Genomic DNA, 17,401 nt, shown 5'->3' on the forward strand with positions numbered 1-17,401 from the left:
GGCTGCTTCCCAGATGAACGCTCGACCGTGGGATCAGGAAGTCTGATCGATGCGGTCCACGCGCGACGCGTAGAACGCCAGATACCCGTCGATCTGCTGAGCCCCTTCGATCGGAGCCTCGTAACTCCATGCGGCGTTTTCCACGATGCCGTCCTCGGTGCGCAAATGAAAATACGATGCGTCGCCTTTGTACGGACATCGGGACGTATGGGTCGAGCGTTCGAGGCGCGCCATGTTGACGTCGGCGCGCGGGAAATAAGCCACGTCGGGCAAGCCGGTTTCTACGAGCGTCAGCCCGCGGCGCGTATCGGCGACGGTGATGCCTTGATGGATCACGCGCACCCGGTGCCGGTTCGGCGCGATGTCGATGCGATGGCTGTCGACGTGCGACGGCGCCGCGGCACCATGCCCTTGCGGGGCGCTGCCGCCATGCTCGCCGTTGCTCGGAACATCGCTCATGACATTCGCTCCAGGACGAATCTGAACTTGCGAAGATGAAATTGTGCGTCGCGCAAAAGCGCGGCTTTCAAAACGAAAAGCCACGGAACCGAACGGTCCGTGGCTTTCATTATCGGCCAATCCTTGCTGAATTGCGCGGCCTCCCGCACGCTCCAGTCTGCCGGGCAGCCGGTTATTGGGTTTTCCAGTAGAAGTCGGCTTTAGCCGTGCCCTTCGCCGGGATTGTCACGCTCTTGCTTTGCGTGTGGTCTTTATACGACGCCTGTACCGTGTAGCGGCCCGGCCGTAGCTTGACCAGCATGTAGGGGCCGCGCGATGTCGTATCGAGCACGTCGGCGCTGTGCGCGTCGACAATCTTGACGCGGACGTCGGCGAGATAATCGGCGGTCGGGCCGGTGAAGCGCATCGACAGCGGCCAGCGGTTCTGCTCGGCGCGCAGCGCGTGCGACTCATCCTGGCCGACGCCCCCCGACGTGTACGACACGTCGCCTTGCTGCTGGATCTGCGGCAGACCGCCGCCATTCGCGTTGCCGGCACTGGTGTCGTCGGTGGTGGTACCGCCGGTGACGCCGCTCGCTTCCTGCGCATACGCGCCGCCGGCAAGCCCCAGCGAAAGCGCCGCGCTCAGCGCCGCGGCAACGATGCGCCGACGACTGCGCGTGGAATTGCGCGAACTACTGCGCTGACTATTCATGGGTTAGCTCCTTTTCCGGGAAGAACCCGAACGGTGGAAATCCAACCGGAGCAGCAAGCGGCATACCCGCCTGCCGCACTTTTTTACCGATCGGCGACGCGCGGCGCGCCGGCGCGCCTCGCCGATACTGCCTTAAGCCATCGACAGACTATCGCGCTCAGCCGAGGTCGACCGGCACAAAAATCTGCGCGTTGTCGCGCTGGATCAGCAGCGCGAGACTGTTGCCAGCCTGCGACACAGCCTGCTTCAGCTGGTCGACGTTCGACACCGGGCGGCCGTTCACCGCGAGGATCACGTCGCCGGCCTGGATGCCCGCGCTCGCCGCCGCGCCGCCCGCCTGCTGCACCAGCAAACCGTGCGTGATCGAGTCGCTGCTTTGCTCCTGCGGCGTCAGCGGCCGCACCGCAACACCGAGGCGGCTTTGCAGTTGCGCCGGCGCGCTGTCGTTCGACGCAACCTTTTCATCCTGCAGCGAGCCGATCGTCACCTTGATGGTCTTGCTGGCCTTGTCGCGCCATACCTGAACATCGGCCGACGTACCCGGCTTGATGCTCGCGACCTGCGACGGCAGATCGGACGAATCGGCCACCGGCACACCGTTCACCGCGGTGATCACGTCGCCCGGCTGCAGACCGGCCTTCGCTGCCGGGCCGCTCGCATCGACCGAGCTGATCAGCGCGCCTTGCGGCGCTTTCATGCCGAACGAATCGGCCAGCGTCTGGTTCATGCTCTGCACCGCGACGCCGAGCCGACCGCGGCTCACGTGGCCGGTCTTCACCAGCTCATCCTTGACCTTGATCGCCTCGTTGATCGGGATAGCAAACGAAAGCCCCTGGAAGCCGCCGGTCTGCGAGTAGATCATCGAGTTGATGCCGATCACTTCGCCTTGCAGATTGAACAGCGGGCCACCCGAGTTACCCGGATTCACCGGCACGTCGGTCTGGATGAACGGCGTGTAGTTCTCGTTGGGCAGCGAGCGCGACTTCGCGCTGATGATGCCCGAGGTCACCGTATTGTCGAAGCCGTACGGCGAACCGATCGCGACCACCCATTGGCCGACCTTGCTTTGCTTCGGATCGCCAATCTTCACGGTCGGCAGATCCTTCGCATCGATCTTCAGCACCGCGACGTCCGACTGCTTGTCGGCGCCGACCACCTTCGCGTGAAACTCGCGCTTGTCGGTCAGCTTCACGGTCACCACGTTCGCGCCGTCGACCACATGCGCGTTGGTCAGAATGTAGCCATCGCTGCTGACGATAAAGCCGGAGCCGAGGCTCGAGCTCGGTTGATCCGGCGAGTCGCCGCCGTCGCCACCGTCGCCGCCTTGCGCGCCCGGCACGCCGCCGAAGAAGTGCTTGTAGAACTGATAGAACGGGTCGTTCGGATCGATCGGCAACTGCTGGCCATTACCGCTGCCGCCGCTGCGCATCGCGGTGCGCTTCACCACATGCTTCGCGCTGATGTTGACCACCGCCGGACCAAAGGTTTCGACAAGGCCGGAGAAATCCGGAATACCGGTTTTAGCTGCCGCTTCAGCGGGCATCATCGCGGCGGCAGCTTGAGCCGGCGTGATGACTTCGGGGGTCGTCACGTTGTGACGTCCCGCCACGTAGCCAGCGGACAGCGCAACCGCGACAGCCACGGCAACTGCACTGCGAGAGAGAGTTTTCGCGTTCATCGTTGTACTCCAGACAGGGAGAGTTTGACTCTTGGATGTAACGCAGAGTACGCGGGGTCACTTAAAGCAATCTTAAACAGAGCCTTTCAGCGAAAGGCTCGCAAGCACAAGCTTTCTAGAAGGTCACGGTGACCAGCAAACCGCCGGCAGGTGCATCGCCGAGCGTAACGCTGGCGTGATGTTTGAGCGCGATGCGGCGCACGATCGCGAGACCCAGGCCGCTGCCGGCGACGTCAGTGCGCACGCGGTTCGCACCTGAGCCGACGCGATAGAAACGATCGAACACGCGATCGCGTTCTTCAGCCGGAATGCCCGGCCCGCTATCGCCGATCTGAACTACCGCATGGCCGTCGATGTTGCGCACGCATACGTCGACTTTGCCGCCGCTCGGCGTGTATTTGGTTGCGTTATCGATCAGGTTGTTGAACAGCACACGCAGCGCTTCGAGATCGCCGCTAATGCTCGCCGCCTCGCTTGCCTCAATACCGAGATCGACACCGCGCCGTTGCGCAAGCGGCGCATACGCCGCCACGCAATCGTGCAGCAGGCTATCGAGATTCACCGTGCCCGCCGCCTCGCGCCCATCGGGCTCGGAGCGCGCGAGCGCGAGCAGCTGTTCGGCCAGACGCGTGGCACGCGTCACGCCTGCCTGCAGATCGACCAGCGCTTCGCCGCGCGTCGCATCGTCGTGCGCGCGCGCCACCAGTTGCGCCTGGATCTGCACGGCCGCAAGCGGCGTACGCAGGTCATGCGCGGCATCCGCAACGAAGGCCTTTTGCGTATCGAGCGCGACCGCGAGCCGTTCGAGCAAGCCGTTCAACGCATGCACCAGCGGTCGCACTTCGACCGGCAAGCGCTCATCGGGCAACGGCTCGAGCGCCTCGGGATGACGCGTATCGAGCGCACCGGTCACGCGGCGCAGCGGTGCGAGGCCGCGGCCCACCACGCCCCACACGGCCACGCCAAGCAATGGCAACAGGATGATCAACGGCCACAACGTGCGCAACGCGACGTTCGCCGCCAGACGATTGCGCACCGACAGCGGTTGCGCCAGCTGCACGACGTTATCGCCGACGATCGCGCCATACACGCGCCAGTCGCCCTTGTCGGTGCGCTCGGTGGAGAAGCCCAGCTCCGCGTGCCGCGCGAGCGGAGCACGCGGATGCGAGTAGTACATCAGCACGCCATTGCGATTCCAGATCTGCAGCACGATGCCTTCGTCGCCGGTATCGCGCGAGCCGAGAATCTGCGAGAACGGTTCGGCGGGCAACGCTGCGGCGATCTCCTGCAACTGGTAATCGAACAGTTCGTTGGCTTCGGCCAGCGCCTGGCGGTAGATCAGCCAACCCGCAATGCCGACACCCAGTAACACAATCGCAAGCAGCCAGAACAGCAATTGACGGCGAATCGAACGCATCGTGTCAGGCTTCCTTCGCGATCATGTAGCCGAGCCCGCGGACGTTGCGGATCAGATCCGCGCCGAGCTTCTTGCGCAGCGCGTGGATATACACCTCGACGGTGTTGCTGCCGATTTCCTCGCCCCAGCCGTACATTTTTTCTTCGAGCTGGCTCTTCGACAGCACCGCGCCCGGCCGCGCGAGCAGCGCCGCGAGCAACGCGAATTCGCGCGCCGACAGCGCGACCGGCGCGCCGTCCAGCGTCACCTGATGCGACGCCGGGTCGAGCGTCAAGGTGCCGTGGCGGATCGTCGAATCGCTGCGGCCCGCCTGACGGCGAATCAGCGCGCGCATCCGCGCACCGAGTTCGTCGAGATCGAATGGCTTGACCAGATAATCGTCGGCGCCGGCGTCGAGCCCTTTGACGCGATCGGCCACCGCGTCGCGCGCGGTGACGATCAGCACCGGCACCGACAGCGCGCGCTTGCGCAGCGTACGCAATACGTCGAGGCCGTCGCGTTTGGGCAAACCGAGATCGAGCAGGACCAGATCGTACGGTTCACCGGACACCGCGTTCAGCGCGGCCTCGCCGTCCTGAACCCAGTCGACCGCGAAGCCTTCGCCGCGCAGCGCCTTGCGCACGCCTTCGGCGATCATCCGGTCGTCTTCGACTAGCAGTATGCGCATGGCACGCGTTCCGATGATTCGAGATGCCTGCATTCTAGCGCCCGCACGCTGCCGCACGTGCGCAGCGCATTTTTTGCGCAGTCCACCGGCAGGTTCTCTACAATGAGCGCTTTTGCGCAGCATGCCGGCGTGACGCAGGCGTTACGCGCTACGCATTGCGCGCCATGCATCATGCACCACGCTGCTGCACTTGCGGTTGCCTTACGGGCCGTACACGATGCGCATCGCAGGCAGCACGGTGCAGCGCTGCTGCAGCGTCACCGCGCCGCCTGCCGATATGCCGCAGCTTTCCGTAGTTTTAGTTCGATCGACCGTACATGACGCTCGCCTCACCTTCCGCCATCGCACGCCGCCTGTCGACGCGCATTGTTCGCCGCGCCTCTGCCGTTTGTTCTGCCGTTTCCATCGCTAACGATCCCGCCCGCAACAGCGCGCGAGCGCAAGTGCAGCCGCAGCCACAATCGCCGATGTATGAGCACCCGCAGCCACAACCGCACCGCGCGAGCGTCGCTGCGCACGCAATAGCCCGCCTCACCCGCCCGGCGCGCGCCGCCGCGCTGCTGTTCGCCTGCACCGCACTGGTCTGCGCAGCACCCGCGCAAGCACGCAAGAAAGCCGAGCATCCTTCGGTCAACGTGACGACCGTGCTGCCGCCGGTCGTGATGGCGGGGCTTCAGCGCGCACATGTGCCGTTGTCGTCGATTAGCGTAGTGGTCGAGAAAGTCGGCGACCGCACGCCGATTCTCGCGCTAAATGCCGGCAAGCCGATGATGCCCGCCTCGACGATGAAGCTGGTCACCACCTATGCGGGCCTATCGCTACTCGGACCGGACTACCGCTGGCGCACCACCGCCTATACGGAGGGCGAGCTCGACGCAAACGGCGTACTGCACGGCAACCTGTACATCCAGGGCACCGGCGATCCAAAGCTCGTGCCGGAAGAGCTGATCGATCTCGTGCAAAAGATTCACAAGGCAGGCATCGTCGGCATCGACGGCGCGATCGTGCTCGACAAGCGTTTCTTCGATCCGTCGACGCGCGATCTGCCCGCCTTCGACGAAGACGCGAGCGCCCCGTACAACGTCGGTCCCGATCCGCTGCTGTATGCGTTCAAATCACTGTCGTTCACGCTGACACCATCCGCGGACGGCAGCGTGTCGATCGACGTGTTGCCCGCGCTTGCGCAACTGCAGATCGACAACCAGCTACGCGCGACCGGCGGCCCATGCCGCGGCGACCTGAACGCGCTGAACCCGAGCGTGACGCCCGCGCCGAACGGCGCGGTCACCGCGTCGTTCACCGGCAACTACCCGTTGCGTTGCGGCGACCGCACCATCAACATCGCGACGCTCGACCACTCCGCCTTTTTTGCCGGCGGTTTTCTCGCGCTGTGGAAGCAGACCGGCGGCACCTTCAATGGCGTCACGCGCGAAGGCCCGGTGCCGGTCAACGCGCGGCTGGTGGCAACCCACATGGGTCCGCCGCTTGCCGACGTGGTGCACGACATCAACAAGTTCAGCAACAACACGATGGCGCGCAATCTGTTCCTGACGATCGGCGCCGTCGCGAGCAAGCCGCCCGCCACGCCGGAAAAATCGATCAACGTGATCGACGCGTTCCTGCAGCGCAGTGCGTTGCCGACCGAATACCTTTCGCTCGAAAACGGCTCGGGCCTGTCGCGCGACGAGCACATCACCGCGTTGTCGCTCGCCGATCTGCTGCAGGCCGCCAACTCGAGCCCAGTCGCGCAGGTGTTCGTCGATTCGCTGCCGATCGTCGGCGTCGACGGCACGATGCGGCATCGGCTCACCAACGAACCGGTCAATGGCAACGCGCACATCAAGACCGGCACGCTGCGCGATGTCCGTGCGATTGCCGGCTATGTCGCATCCGCGGACGGCAACAGCTATGTGGTGGTCAGCCTGATCAACGATCCGCGCGCCGAGGCCGCGCGCGCCGCGCACGACAGCCTGCTCGAATGGGTCTACCAGGGCGCGCAGGCAGCGGTTGCCGAACCGGTCGTGGAACGCGTCAGCGAGCCGCGCAGCAAGCCCAGGAAAAACCCCAAGCGCAGCGGCAATCACTGAGTAATCCTTCTAGCGAAGCGCACGCGCGCCGCACCGCTTAGCGTGTACGCTGTCGGGCAGCGCGCGGCGTGCGCATGAAACGCACGCGCCGCCGGCGAGCCGCAGCGGTCGTGCGCGCCGCACTGCAATCAAACAAAAATGAACGCAACGCCGGCCCGAAACGGCGTGCCGATATTGAAGGGAGACGCGTATGCAATTCGATGCCGAATTGCTTCTGCTGGCCATGGCCCCGGTCTTTCTCGCGTGCATCGGCTGGGAAGCGTGGCATCTGCAACGCGCGCGTCCCGCCGCGCGGCTGTATAGCTGGCGCGACACGCTTTGCAACAGCACGCTCGCGCTGATGCATCAGGGCGCCGACAAGCTCGTGTGGCTATTCGTGATTCCCGTCTACGCGTATTGCTATCAACACTGGCGCCTCTTCACGTGGCCGTCGGGCTGGCTGTCGCTTGCGGTACTGTTCGTCGCGCAGGATCTGCTCTATTACGTGTTCCATCGCTGCAGCCATCGCGTGCGCTGGCTGTGGGCCGCGCATGTCGTGCATCACTCGTCGGAGCGCCTGAACTTCTCGACTGCATTCCGGCAAAGCCTGATGTACCCGGTGGCCGGCATGTGGGCATTCTGGCTGCCGCTTGCGCTGCTCGGCTTCGCACCGCGGCAGATCGTGGCGGTCGTGCTGATCAATCTCGGGTTTCAATTCTTCGTGCATACGCAGGCGATCGGCAAGCTCGGCTGGCTCGAATATGTGTTCAACACGCCGTCGATCCATCGCGTGCATCACGCGCGCAACGACCGCTATATCGATCGCAACTATGCGGGCGTGCTGGTGATCTGGGACCGGCTGTTCGGCACTTATGTCGAAGAAGATCCGCTCGAGCCGCCGGTGTTCGGCATCGTCGAACCGCTGCACACTTTCAATCCGTTGAAGGCGACGTTTCACGAATGGGCGTCGTTGTACGCCGACGTAGTGCGGGTGCGCGGCTTGCGCAACAAGCTGGCTGCGCTGTTCGCACCACCTGCCTGGGCCGTTGCGTACCACGCGGCGCGCGCTGGGGGAAACCAGAGCTTTAGCGAAGCGGGCAGAGTGCAGCACAATAACCCCGGCGCGTATTAGTTCTGACGCACGCGAAGCCTGATGCATGAACGCCTTATCCACGAGGCCTGATGCATCAGGCCCGATGCGGCGGGAAACCATTTCGCATGCCGTTGCACCGCTCGCCTTGCGCGAGACGCGCATCCGGCGTGCAACAAAGCGGGCGTGCTTGCCCGATACATACAAGAGAGACCGGAGATACTGATGAAGCAAGCCTCACAAACACGTCTGCGGCGCGCCGCGCAGGCTGCTATCGCGAGCGCCGCCGTTGCGCTGCTGGCCGCGTGCGGCGGCGGAGGCGACAACAACAATGCGAGCAGCACGCCGCCAGGCGGTGTTCAGCTGCAGGTGGTGTCGTTCGGCACGAGCCTGTCCGATACCGGCACCTACTCGCCGGTGATTCAGGCGAGCTTCGGCGGTGGCCGCTTCACCACCAACCCCGGCGAAGTGTGGACGCAGAAGGTCGCCGAATACTACGGCGGCACGTTGACGCCGGCTTATCTCGGCGGCTTCGGTCAACCGCTGGTCGCAGCAGGCGGCCTGGCTTACGGGCAAGGCGGCTCGATGGTGACCAATCCGATCGGCATCGGGCACGCGTCCGCGCCGCTGCCGGATTATGCGCAGGCAACCACCGTGCCGGTCGTCACGCAGGTGCAGCAGTATCTGGCTGCGCACGGCAGTTTCAATGCCACTCAACTGGTGCTCGTCGAAGGCGGCGCGAACGATATCCTGACGGCCGCGCAAGTTGCGCAGACGACCATCGCGACAGCCGTGGCCGGCGGCGCCGATCCGAACACCGCGACGCTACAGGCGGTGGGCGCGGCGGCGGCCACCGTGCAGACCGCCGCGACGCAAATGGTGCAGAACGTGATCGCACCGATCCTCCAGGCTGGCGCGACGCATGTGGTGGTGGCGAACGTGCCGGACATCGCGGTCACGCCGCAGGGGATCATGGGCGGCGCGCCCGCACAGCAGTTGTTCAAGACGCTGACCGGCGCGTTCAACCAGACGCTGGCCGGCACGCTCAACGCGGCCGGCTTGATGAGCAAGGTGATCTACGTGCAGACCGACGTGTGGATCGACGGCATGGTGACGAACTTCCAGGCGAACGGGTTCACGGTGTCGAATACCGGTACTGGGTGCAATCTCACGGCGATGGCAGCGGCAGCGCAGAAATTCGGCGAGCCCAACCCGAGTGCGTTTGCGTCGTCGCTGTTCTGCTCGCCGCAGACTTACACGGTGGCTGGCGCGGATCAAAGCTACATGTTCGCGGATACGGTGCACCCGAGTACGCATCTGCATGCGCTGTTCGCGGTGCAGGCCGAGCAGCAGATCGCGGCTGCGGGGATCGGCAAGTAGTGCGGTAAATGCGGCATCGCATGCTGCGATAACTCGCGGCGCGCGAGCGACAGTTATCGCGGCTGCACGCAGCACGCTGCACAGGCAAACGCCCAGCTGATGGATGGCTGGGCGTTTCGTTTGGTGCCTGTTTGACATCGGTGCGCGGCGGTCGCGGCGCCGCGTTGACGCTTATTGTTTGCAGTCTGCAGTGTGCGATTCATCGCGGTTCGCGGTTCGCGGTTCGCGGTTCGCGGTTCGCGGTTCGCGGTTCGCGGTTCGCGGTTCGCGGTTCGCGGTTCGCGGTTCGCGGTTCGCGGTTCGCGGTTCAGCTTATTTATTCGAACGCCTCGAAGGCCGCCGCCGCGCGTCCCAGCCGATCGTTCACCGCAATCCATTCGATCGTATCCGGCAGCTTCTCGATCAGAATGCGCGCGACATCCGCCCGGTCGAGCGCCCGCAGCAAGCCATACAGATCGCGCGCATAGGCATGTGGATCTTCCGGCGCAGCGATGAAATGCACACCATCCGCCTCGGCCCAGCGTCCCGCGCGCGACACGCGCGCGACCAGCGCAACGCGCTCCTGCGCGTGCTGCGCCGCTGTCAGCAGCCGTTCGAGCACATCGAACGGCAACAACGCGAGCGGCGTGCGCGGCGCGTAGTGCGCCTTTAGCGTGCCCGAAGCGCGCGGCGCACTGGCGTCGGAACCGTCGGAGAGCCGCGGCATCTCGCCCAATACTTGAGCGATGTCCTGCGGCGTCACATGTCCAGGGCGCAGCAACGCAGGAAAACCGCGCGAAAGATCGACGATCGTCGATTCGATACCAACCTGCGAAGCGCCGCCGTCGAGCACGTGAATCGTGCTGCCGAACTCATCGCGCACGTGTTGCGCGGTGGTCGGGCTAACGTGTCCGAAGCGGTTCGCCGACGGCGCCGCAACGCCGCCATGTCCACCGCGGCGCGCGCCGAACGCTTCGAGCAGCGCCTGCGCGACCGGATGCGACGGGCAGCGCAAGCCGACCGAATCCTGGCCACCGCTGACCGCGGACGGAATATGCGCGGCGCGTTTCAGAATCAGCGTCAGCGGGCCTGGCCAGAACGCGTCGATCAGCCGCTGTGCGTCGGCGGGCAGATGCTCGACCCAATACTGCGGGTCGCCGTGCGGAGCGAGATGAACGATCACCGGATGATTGGCCGGCCGGCCCTTCGCCGCATAAATGCGGCCCACCGCTTGCGGACTTTCAGCGTCGCCGCCCAGGCCGTAGACAGTTTCAGTGGGAAACGCGACCAGTTCGCCCGCATCGAGCAACGCTGCCGCGTGTTCGATCTGCGCGGCGCCAGGCACAGCGCCACCGCGTGCCGCAGCAGACTCTGCACCCCCGGATGCCGCGCCGGACACCGCCGCGGACTCCGCACTCCCGGATACCGCGCCAGACACCGCCGCAGACTCCACACTCCCGGATGCCGCGCCGGACACCGCCGCAGACTCCGCCCTCCCGGATACCGCGCCAGACACCGCCGCAGACTCCGCACTCCCGGATGCCGCGCCGGACACCGCATCGGAGCCCGCCCCCTCCGACCCAGCCCTTCCCTTCGCGTTGGACATTTCGCTACCCGGCCGCGCGCCGTCGTCGGATGCTGCATGGCCGCCCGCGCCTGGGGTCGACTCGCGACGCGCATCATCCTGCGCGCGCTGCCCAGCCGCATCCGCGTCGGCGGGCCTGTTGGTTCGATCCGGCATGATCTGAGCCGGCTTCAGCTAGTCGGAATATGCAGCAGCCGCGCGCAATCTCGCGCCGCGGTACGCGCTTCGTCGAGCGTCGCAGCGGTGAAATTCACGTGGCCCATCTTGCGGCCGCGCCGCGCTTCCTCCTTGCCGTACAGGTGCAGGCGCGCAGCCGGCATCGCCGCCACTTCGTGCCACGGCGGCGTAACCGCGGCTGTCGCGCTGGCAGGCGCACTGCCCTGTCCTTGCGCATCCTTGCCGCTGCCCGGAAACCACACGTCGCCGAGAATGTTCAGCATCGCCACCGGCGAATGCTGGCGCGTATCGCCGAGCGGCATCGCGGTCATCGCGCGCACCTGCTGCTCGAACTGGCTGGTCGCACAGGCATCCACCGTGTAGTGGCCCGAGTTGTGCGGCCGCGGCGCCATCTCGTTGGCGATCAGCGAGCCGTCTTCGAGCACGAAAAACTCGACGCACAGCACACCGACATAACCAAGTTTGTCGGCGATCTGCAGCGCCGCCTGCTGCGCTTGCGTAACGAGCGTCGCGCTTGCGTCGGGCGCCGGCACGATCGTGTGCGACAGCACGCCATCGCGATGCGTGTTCTGCGCAAGCGGATAAACCGCCGACGTGCCGTTCGCGCCGCGCGCGATCAGCGCCGACACCTCGAATTTCAGCGGCAGCCGTTTCTCGAGCACGCACGCCACGCCGCCCAGCGACGCATGCGCGGCGCGCACTTCGTCGGCATTGCATACGCGCGCCTGGCCTTTGCCGTCGTAGCCCAGCCGCGCGGTTTTCAGAATGCCGGGCAGTACCGCTTCGAGCGCGGCGTCGTCGATTGCAGCGAGTGCCTCCGACGATTCGATCACCACATGCGGCGCGACCGGCACGCCCGACGAAGCGATAAAGCGCTTCTCGGCGATGCGGTCCTGCGCCACCGCCACACAGCGCCCCGCTGGGCTCACGAAGGTCGTGCGCGCCAGAAAATCGAGGCTCGTCGCCGGCACGTTTTCGAACTCGGTCGATACCGCCGCGCACAGCCGCGCGAGCTCGGTGAGCGCCGCTTCGTCGTGGTAAGCAGCGCGGATGTGCTTGTCGGCGACGGTGCCCGCCGGACTCGACTCATCCGGATCGAGCACCGCGACGCGATAACCCATCGCCTGCGCGGCGAAACAGAACATGCGGCCCAGCTGGCCGCCACCGACCATGCCAAGCCATGCGCCGGGCAGAATCGGAGAAACCGGAGTGTTGTCAGAGTTCATCTTGATGATCGGTCACGCTGCCGCGGCACGCGGCAGCCTGTGGGCAAAACAACGAAACCTTGTTGCGCAATCGGTGGTGCATGGCGCGCAATACGTATCACGCGATACGCTTACAGCGCGGGCAGCACCATCGCATGCGCCGCTGCGTTCTGGCGCAACCGGAACGCAGCGAGCTTGTCCGCATAGTCCTGCAGCGTGCCGCTCAAAATCGACACCGCGAACAGCGCCGCATTGGCCGCACCCGCTTCGCCAATCGCAAACGTCGCGACCGGCACGCCCTTGGGCATCTGCACGATCGAATGCAGCGAATCGACGCCCTTCAGATACTTGCTCGCGACCGGCACGCCGAGCACCGGCACCGTCGTCTTCGCGGCCAGCATGCCGGGCAGATGCGCGGCGCCGCCCGCGCCCGCGATGATCGCGCGCAGGCCGCGCTCGCGCGCGCTTTGCGCATACGCGAACATCTCGTCGGGCATGCGGTGCGCGGAGACCACCTTGGCCTCGTACGGCACCGCGAATTCCTGCAGGATCGCGACCGCGTGCTTCATCACGTCCCAGTCGGAACTGGAGCCCATCAGCACGCCGATCAGCGGCGCACTGTGCGTATGCGGGGTTTGCACTTCACTCATGTTCTGCGGATTTCCGTTACAGGCCAGCGTTGCTGCTGGCAATCAGATATTCAGGCATCGAGGCGCCCGGGCATTCAGGCGCGCTGGCGCGGCGCACACGCGCCGCGCACACCTCGATGCTGCATCAGGCAAGCTGCTGCCCGGTCAGGCGCTCGAGCGCTTCGCGATACTTGTCGGCCGTTTTCGCGACCACGTCGTCGGGCAGCTTCGGTGCCGGCGGCTCTTTCTTCCACGGCTGCGTTTCGAGCCAGTCGCGCACGAACTGCTTGTCGAACGACGGCGGGTTGGTGCCGACCTGGTACTCGTCGGCCGGCCAGAAACGCGACGAATCGGCAGTCAGCGCTTCGTCCATCAGGAACAGCTTGCCGTGGTTATCCAAGCCGAACTCGAACTTGGTATCCGCGATGATGATGCCGCGCGTCGCGGCGTAATCGGCGGCTTCCTTGTACAGCTTGATCGAAATATCGCGGATCGTTGCCGACAGCTCGGTGCCGATGCGGCGTTCCATTTCGTTATAGGAGATGTTCTCGTCGTGATGGCCCATTTCGGCTTTCGCGGCCGGCGTGAAGATCGGCTCGGGCAGCTTTTGCGCGTTCTGCAGGCCCGGCGGCAGTTCCACGCCGCAGATCGCGCCGGTGGCCTGATAGTCCTTCCAGCCGCTGCCGGCCAGATAACCGCGCACCACGGCTTCGACCAGAATCGGCTCAAGTTTCTTCACGACTACCGCACGGCCCTTCACCTGCTCGACTTCGTCCGGCGCGACCACCGTTTCCGGCGCGACGTCCGTCAGGTGGTTCGGCACGACGTGTTTCAGCTTGTCGAACCAGAAGTTGGCCATCTGGTTCAGCACGCGGCCCTTGCTGGGAATCGGCTCGCCCATGATCACATCGAACGCCGACAGACGGTCGGTCGTGACGATCAGCAACTTGTCGTTGCCCACCGCGTAGTTGTCGCGGACCTTGCCGCGGCCGAGCAGCGGCAGCGAGCGGAGCGTGGATTCGTAAAGGGTAGACATCGTCGTGGCTCTAAAAAGTTGCTACAAAAAAGATAAAAACCGCTGCCTGACTGGGTGCAGATGCTGGCGGCAAGCGCTGACAACAAACACTGACCGCGAGTGCGGCCCGCGTGCAAGCCGCAGAGCGGAATGCCGACGCAGACGACTAACGCAAACCGCAAACATCAACCGCCAACCACAGGCAAACGCCGTTCCCCGCAAAAGGCAAACGCCGTTCCCTGACACACAGGAACGGCGATGCGGCGGATCCAGCGGCGCATCCAGCAGCACCGTAGCGTTACCGCCACGGCGCGCGCCGCCTCAAAACCATGCTGGCGGGGCAGCGCTCGCCCGCCCGACAGTCTAGCGGACGACTTGCGCGAGCTCGCCCGCCTTGTACTTCTCCGCGATCTTCTCGAGCGAGATCGGCTTGATCTTGCTCGCCTGGCCTTCGCAGCCGAACGCCAGATAACGGTCCACACACACCTTCTTCGCGGCTTCGCGCGCCGGCTTCAGGTAGTCGCGCGGATCGAACTTCGACGGATTTTGCGCCATGTAGCGACGGATCGCACCGGTGATCGCCAGCCGCAGATCGGTATCGATATTGACCTTGCGCACGCCGTTGCGGATCCCTTCCTGGATTTCCTCGACCGGCACGCCGTAGGTTTCCTTCATGTCGCCGCCGAATTCGCGGATCTCGGCCAGCAGTTCCTGCGGCACCGACGACGAACCGTGCATCACCAGGTGCGTATTCGGAATGCGCTGGTGGATTTCCTTGATGCGCTGGATCGACAGGATATCGCCGGTGGGCTTCTTCGAGAACTTGTACGCGCCGTGCGACGTACCGATCGCAATCGCGAGCGCGTCGCACTGCGTCAGCTTGACGAAATCGGCCGCCTGCTCGACGTCGGTCAACAGCTGCTCGCGCGTCATCGTGCCTTCCGCGCCGTGGCCGTCTTCCTTGTCGCCCTTCATCGTTTCCAGCGAACCCAGCACGCCGAGTTCCGCTTCCACCGTCACGCCGATCGAGTGCGCCGCTTCGACCACCTTGCGCGACACGTCGACGTTGTATTCATACGATGCCACCGACTTGCCGTCGGCTTCCAGCGAGCCGTCCATCATCACGCTGGTGAAACCGCTGCGGATCGCCGCCATGCATACCGCCGGCGATTGCCCGTGATCCTGGTGCATCACCACCGGGATATGCGGGTACGACTCGATCGCCGCTTCGATCAGGTGACGCAGGAACGGCTCGCCCGAGTACTTACGCGCGCCGGCCGACGCCTGCATGATCACCGGCGCATTGACCTGGTCCGCCGCGGCCATGATCGCCTGCACCTGCTCCAGGTTGTTTACGTTGAAAGCCGGGAGTCCGTAGCCGTGTTCGGCCGCGTGATCCAGCAATTGACGCATTGATACGAGAGGCATTTATAACTCCTTGGATTGAAACAAATTCTTTGCCCGCGGCGTCATGTTTTGCAATTTTACGTGAAGTGGACCGCGCTCCCGGGCGCGTCGCGATTGGGTGGTGTCCGGGCGGGCGTCGTACTGCTCGTTGACGCCCTGCCCGGGCACTGCCCGGGATTGCCCGGGACTGCCTGTTGCCGCTCGCGATGCGCCGCCTCTCTCAGGGCAGGCGGTCCACCTGGCTTACGCCGCTTTGCTGCTTGCTGGGCTGATGCTCGTTGAAACTGCTGCTGGTTAGTACGGTTCGCCGACGCGCACGATCTTCAACGTATTGGTGCCGCCCGCCTGCCCCATCGGTTCGCCGACCGTCAGCACCACCATGTCGCCACGCGCCGCAAAGCCCTTGCCGACCACCACTTCGAGCGCCTGCTGCAGCGCGATGTCGCGGTCGTTGCAGCTGTCCAGATGCAGCGGGTTCACGTTGCGGTAGATCTGCATCGCGCGCTCGCTGCCGATGCGCGGCGTCAGCGCGAAGATCGGTACGTGGGTCCAGTGGCGCGACATCCACAGCGCGGTCGAGCCGGATTCGGTCAACGCGACGATCGCCTTCGCGCCGAGGTGATACGCGGTGAACAGCGCGCCCATCGCGATCGACTGGTCGATCCGCGTGAAGGTGCGATCAAGGAAATCGCGGTCGAGTTCGACATGCTCGGACTTCTCCGCCTCGACGCAGATCGCGGCCATCGTTTCGATGGTCTGCACCGGATACTTGCCGGCCGCCGATTCGGCCGACAGCATCACTGCGTCGGTGCCGTCGAGCACCGCGTTGGCGACGTCCGACACTTCGGCGCGGGTCGGCACCGGCGCGTGGATCATCGATTCCATCATCTGCGTCGCGGTGATCACGAACTTGTTGGCATCGCGCGCCATCTTGATCATGCGTTTTTGCAGCGCCGGCACCGCCGCGTTGCCGACCTCCACCGCGAGGTCGCCGCGCGCGACCATGATGCCGTCCGACGCGTCGAGAATGCCTTGCAGCGCCGGAATCGCTTCGGCGCGCTCGATCTTCGCGATCATCTTCGGCTTGATGCCGTACGGCGCACCGGCGATGTTGGCGAGCTGACGCGCCATTTCCATGTCGGTCGCGTTCTTCGGGAACGACACCGCGACGTAGTCGGCGCCGAGCGCCATCGCGGTGCGGATGTCTTCCATGTCCTTCGCGGTCAGCGCCGGTGCGGTCAAGCCGCCGCCCTGGCGGTTGATGCCCTTGTTGTTCGACAGATCGCCGCCGATCTTGACGATCGTGTGGATCTCGCTGCCGATCACGCGCGTCACGCTCAATACGATCAGGCCGTCGTTGAGCAGCAGCACGTCGCCGTTTTTCAGGTCGCGCGGCAGGTCCTTATAGTCGAGACCGACGCGCTCGTCGTTGCCGAGCTCGCATTCGGCGTCGAGGATGAAGGTGTTGCCGGCGTTCAGCGTGACCTTGCCGTTCTCGAACTTGCCGACGCGAATCTTCGGGCCTTGCAGGTCGGCCATCAGGCCGACCTCACGGCCTACCTGGCGGGCCGCCTCGCGCACGAACTCGGCGCGCTGACGGTGATCGTCGGCGGTGCCGTGCGAAAAATTGAGCCGCACCACGTCGAGGCCCGCCTCGATCATTTGCTTCAGGATGTCCAGCGTGCTGGAAGCCGGGCCGATGGTAGCGACTATCTTGGTGGCGCGATGCATGAGTCTCCTCGTCTGGGTTGAATCGCTGGGAAGTACGCTGCGGATCGGATGCGGAGGCGGTGCGCCAACGGCATGTGCCGTGGCTTGAGCGCCGGACGTGCCTGCGTCACCGCGAGTGGCTCGCGGGACGGGCGTCGGCGTCGGATTATGGGGTGCTGCGAAATTGGTCTGGGGGTGCGGCGCGGTCGGTGCGGGCGTGGTGGCGGCTTGCTCGTCTGCCGC

Annotated in this window: 14 protein-coding genes; 3 read left to right on the forward strand and 11 right to left on the reverse strand. The window is 65.1% G+C overall.

Annotation, left to right across the window (positions count from 1 at the left end):
• Window positions 1-33 precede the first annotated feature (33 nt).
• The 5 genes from ACYVNQ_RS23295 to ACYVNQ_RS23315 all read right to left on the reverse strand — a co-directional run bounded on the left by ACYVNQ_RS23295 (window position 34) and on the right by ACYVNQ_RS23315 (window position 4,915).
• Window positions 34-459: a DUF427 domain-containing protein gene (locus ACYVNQ_RS23295; RefSeq protein ID WP_460905088.1), complete on the reverse strand. Its 426-nt coding sequence runs from the start codon at window positions 457-459 to the stop codon at window positions 34-36.
• A gap of 172 nt (window positions 460-631) precedes the next feature.
• Window positions 632-1,153 (reverse strand): carboxypeptidase-like regulatory domain-containing protein, encoded by a 522-nt coding sequence (locus ACYVNQ_RS23300; RefSeq protein ID WP_460905089.1) that lies wholly within the window; start codon window positions 1,151-1,153, stop codon window positions 632-634.
• 157 nt (window positions 1,154-1,310) lie between these two features.
• Window positions 1,311-2,831, reverse strand: coding sequence for a DegQ family serine endoprotease (locus tag ACYVNQ_RS23305; RefSeq protein WP_460905090.1), 1,521 nt, complete (start codon window positions 2,829-2,831; stop codon window positions 1,311-1,313).
• A gap of 115 nt (window positions 2,832-2,946) precedes the next feature.
• A complete protein-coding gene (locus ACYVNQ_RS23310) occupies window positions 2,947-4,248 on the reverse strand; it encodes an ATP-binding protein (RefSeq protein WP_460905091.1) in 1,302 nt (433 codons plus the stop codon).
• Between the two features lie 4 nt (window positions 4,249-4,252).
• On the reverse strand, window positions 4,253-4,915 hold the full coding sequence (locus ACYVNQ_RS23315) for a response regulator (protein WP_460905092.1): 663 nt from the start codon (window positions 4,913-4,915) through the stop codon (window positions 4,253-4,255).
• A 467-nt stretch (window positions 4,916-5,382) separates the two neighbouring features.
• Here ACYVNQ_RS23315 and dacB point away from each other — a divergent pair, with 467 nt between their 5' ends.
• From dacB to ACYVNQ_RS23330, 3 genes are all read left to right on the forward strand, one after another.
• On the forward strand, window positions 5,383-7,002 hold the full coding sequence (gene dacB, locus ACYVNQ_RS23320) for a D-alanyl-D-alanine carboxypeptidase/D-alanyl-D-alanine endopeptidase (protein ID WP_460905093.1): 1,620 nt from the start codon (window positions 5,383-5,385) through the stop codon (window positions 7,000-7,002).
• A 190-nt stretch (window positions 7,003-7,192) separates the two neighbouring features.
• Window positions 7,193-8,113: a sterol desaturase family protein gene (locus ACYVNQ_RS23325; RefSeq protein WP_460905094.1), complete on the forward strand. Its 921-nt coding sequence runs from the start codon at window positions 7,193-7,195 to the stop codon at window positions 8,111-8,113.
• 183 nt (window positions 8,114-8,296) lie between these two features.
• Complete coding sequence (locus tag ACYVNQ_RS23330) at window positions 8,297-9,451, forward strand: SGNH/GDSL hydrolase family protein (RefSeq protein WP_460905095.1); 1,155 nt, start codon at window positions 8,297-8,299, stop codon at window positions 9,449-9,451.
• A gap of 316 nt (window positions 9,452-9,767) precedes the next feature.
• Here the strand turns inward: ACYVNQ_RS23330 and ACYVNQ_RS23335 are convergent, their stop codons facing one another.
• From ACYVNQ_RS23335 to pyk, 6 genes are all read right to left on the reverse strand, one after another.
• Window positions 9,768-10,775 (reverse strand): L-threonylcarbamoyladenylate synthase, encoded by a 1,008-nt coding sequence (locus ACYVNQ_RS23335; protein ID WP_460906063.1) that lies wholly within the window; start codon window positions 10,773-10,775, stop codon window positions 9,768-9,770.
• Window positions 10,776-11,185: 410 nt separating this feature from the next.
• Window positions 11,186-12,418 carry a 5-(carboxyamino)imidazole ribonucleotide synthase gene (locus tag ACYVNQ_RS23340; protein ID WP_460905096.1) on the reverse strand — a complete coding sequence of 411 codons (1,233 nt, stop codon included), beginning with the start codon at window positions 12,416-12,418 and terminating at the stop codon, window positions 11,186-11,188.
• Window positions 12,419-12,528: 110 nt separating this feature from the next.
• Window positions 12,529-13,047: a 5-(carboxyamino)imidazole ribonucleotide mutase gene (purE, locus tag ACYVNQ_RS23345; protein ID WP_460905097.1), complete on the reverse strand. Its 519-nt coding sequence runs from the start codon at window positions 13,045-13,047 to the stop codon at window positions 12,529-12,531.
• 124 nt (window positions 13,048-13,171) lie between these two features.
• On the reverse strand, window positions 13,172-14,062 hold the full coding sequence (locus ACYVNQ_RS23350) for a phosphoribosylaminoimidazolesuccinocarboxamide synthase (protein WP_460905098.1): 891 nt from the start codon (window positions 14,060-14,062) through the stop codon (window positions 13,172-13,174).
• Between the two features lie 342 nt (window positions 14,063-14,404).
• Window positions 14,405-15,469, reverse strand: a complete 1,065-nt coding sequence (gene fba, locus ACYVNQ_RS23355) for a class II fructose-bisphosphate aldolase (RefSeq protein ID WP_460905099.1) — start codon at window positions 15,467-15,469, stop codon at window positions 14,405-14,407.
• Between the two features lie 273 nt (window positions 15,470-15,742).
• Window positions 15,743-17,179 (reverse strand): pyruvate kinase, encoded by a 1,437-nt coding sequence (gene pyk, locus ACYVNQ_RS23360; protein WP_460906065.1) that lies wholly within the window; start codon window positions 17,177-17,179, stop codon window positions 15,743-15,745.
• Window positions 17,180-17,401: the final 222 nt, after the last annotated feature.

Source organism: Paraburkholderia jirisanensis (assembly GCF_054782355.1).

Excerpts from the sequence above, each read along its gene's own strand:
- dacB (WP_460905093.1), top strand. The coding sequence starts at position 5,383 with ATGTATGAGCACCCGCAGCCACAACCGCACCGCGCGAGCGTCGCTGCG.
- ACYVNQ_RS23325 (WP_460905094.1), top strand. The coding sequence starts at position 7,193 with ATGCAATTCGATGCCGAATTGCTTCTGCTGGCCATGGCCCCGGTCTTT.
- ACYVNQ_RS23350 (WP_460905098.1), bottom strand. The coding sequence starts at position 14,062 with ATGTCTACCCTTTACGAATCCACGCTCCGCTCGCTGCCGCTGCTCGGC.
- ACYVNQ_RS23305 (WP_460905090.1), bottom strand. The coding sequence starts at position 2,831 with ATGAACGCGAAAACTCTCTCTCGCAGTGCAGTTGCCGTGGCTGTCGCG.
- purE (WP_460905097.1), bottom strand. The coding sequence starts at position 13,047 with ATGAGTGAAGTGCAAACCCCGCATACGCACAGTGCGCCGCTGATCGGC.
- ACYVNQ_RS23340 (WP_460905096.1), bottom strand. The coding sequence starts at position 12,418 with ATGAACTCTGACAACACTCCGGTTTCTCCGATTCTGCCCGGCGCATGG.
- ACYVNQ_RS23300 (WP_460905089.1), bottom strand. The coding sequence starts at position 1,153 with ATGAATAGTCAGCGCAGTAGTTCGCGCAATTCCACGCGCAGTCGTCGG.
- ACYVNQ_RS23330 (WP_460905095.1), top strand. The coding sequence starts at position 8,297 with ATGAAGCAAGCCTCACAAACACGTCTGCGGCGCGCCGCGCAGGCTGCT.
- ACYVNQ_RS23315 (WP_460905092.1), bottom strand. The coding sequence starts at position 4,915 with ATGCGCATACTGCTAGTCGAAGACGACCGGATGATCGCCGAAGGCGTG.
- pyk (WP_460906065.1), bottom strand. The coding sequence starts at position 17,179 with ATGCATCGCGCCACCAAGATAGTCGCTACCATCGGCCCGGCTTCCAGC.
- ACYVNQ_RS23310 (WP_460905091.1), bottom strand. The coding sequence starts at position 4,248 with ATGCGTTCGATTCGCCGTCAATTGCTGTTCTGGCTGCTTGCGATTGTG.
- ACYVNQ_RS23295 (WP_460905088.1), bottom strand. The coding sequence starts at position 459 with ATGAGCGATGTTCCGAGCAACGGCGAGCATGGCGGCAGCGCCCCGCAA.
- fba (WP_460905099.1), bottom strand. The coding sequence starts at position 15,469 with ATGCCTCTCGTATCAATGCGTCAATTGCTGGATCACGCGGCCGAACAC.